Here is a 1,237-nt window from a genome sequence, read left to right as displayed (position 1 = left end):
TGGAGTATGGAAAACGAAAGCAAGGCAAGGAAGCCCACCGGAAGGCGATATTCGGATGAGGTCCGGGAGCGGGCAATCCGGATGGTGCTTGAGCACCAGCACGAGTATGAAACGCAGGGAGCGGCGATCCGCTCAATCGCCTCGAAGATGGGGATGTCGCGCGAGACGCTTCGCAACTGGATCATTCAGGCTGAACGCGACCGTGGCCAACGATCAGGCGCGACGAGCTCCGAGCTGGCGCGCCTGAAGGAACTGGAGCGCGAAAATCGTGAATTGCGCACCGCTAACGAGATCCTTCGCAAGGCCTCGGCATATTTCGCGCAGGCGGAGCTCGACCGCCGATCGAAGCCATGATCGCGTTCATCGACGAGCATCGCGACGTCTACGGTGTCGAGCCGATCTGCCGCCTGCTGCCGATCGCGCCGTCGACGTATTACTGGCACGCCGGGCGGCGCAGCGATCCGGAGCAATGGCCAACGCGAGTGCGTCGCGATGCTGAACTGAAGGCCCTCATTCGGGCGGTCTGGGACGAGAACTTCGGCGTGTATGGTGTGCGCAAGGTCTGGCGTCAGTTGCTGCGCGATGGCGTGAAGGTCGCGCGCTGCACGGTTGCGCGCCTGATGAGGATGATGGGCCTCGAAGGTGTTCGTCGTGGGCGCCGGATCAAGACGACGCAGCGCGACGATGCAGTGCCGTGCCCGCTGGACCGGGTCAAACGTCAGTTCCGGGCCGACCGGCCAAACGCGCTGTGGGTCGCGGATTTTACCTATTGCTGGACATGGTCGGGCTTTGTCTACGTGGCTTTCGTGACCGATGTGTTTGCGCGCCGTATCGTCGGTTGGCGCGTGTCGACATCGATGAGGACTGATTTCGTGCTGGACGCGCTGAACCAGGCGTTACATGATCGCCAGCCGCCGCCCGGGCTCATTCATCATTCCGATCACGGGTCGCAATATCTCAGCATTCGGTACACCGAACGTTTGGTGGATGCTGGCGTGCAACCGTCAGCCGGCAGCGTTGGCGATTCCTACGACAATGCGCTGGCGGAAACGATCAACGGACTGTACAAGGCCGAAGTTGTACATCGGCGTTCATGGCGTACGCTCCAGGATGTCGAACTCGCCACGCTCGAATGGGTGCACTGGTACAACCACCATCGGTTGCTCGGCCCGCTTGGGTACGTGTCGCCCGCAGAGGCAGAGGAAGCTTACAATCGGAATCTGGTGCTATCCGCGCG

Annotated in this window: 1 protein-coding gene and 1 other annotated feature; the gene reads left to right on the top strand. The window is 61.6% G+C overall.

What is annotated here, in order from left to right; translation table 11 throughout:
- Positions 1–6 precede the first annotated feature (6 nt).
- Positions 7–1,237, top strand: a protein-coding gene (locus AWB67_RS38125) for an IS3 family transposase (protein ID WP_235025607.1) whose coding sequence is annotated in 2 segments (ribosomal slippage) — positions 7–322 and positions 322–1,237 — 1,232 coding nt annotated over the 2 segments. Because the reading frame shifts where the segments join, the coding sequence is not laid out codon by codon here. This gene is flagged as partial in the annotation.
- Positions 309–425: a sequence feature (AL1L pseudoknot), on the top strand. (Overlaps the previous gene by 117 nt.)

The organism is Caballeronia terrestris, from assembly GCF_001544515.1.
Lineage (GTDB): Bacteria > Pseudomonadota > Gammaproteobacteria > Burkholderiales > Burkholderiaceae > Caballeronia > Caballeronia terrestris.
The sequence above is the reverse complement of the archived record's forward strand: the minus strand, read 5'-3'. Positions and strand labels throughout refer to the sequence as shown.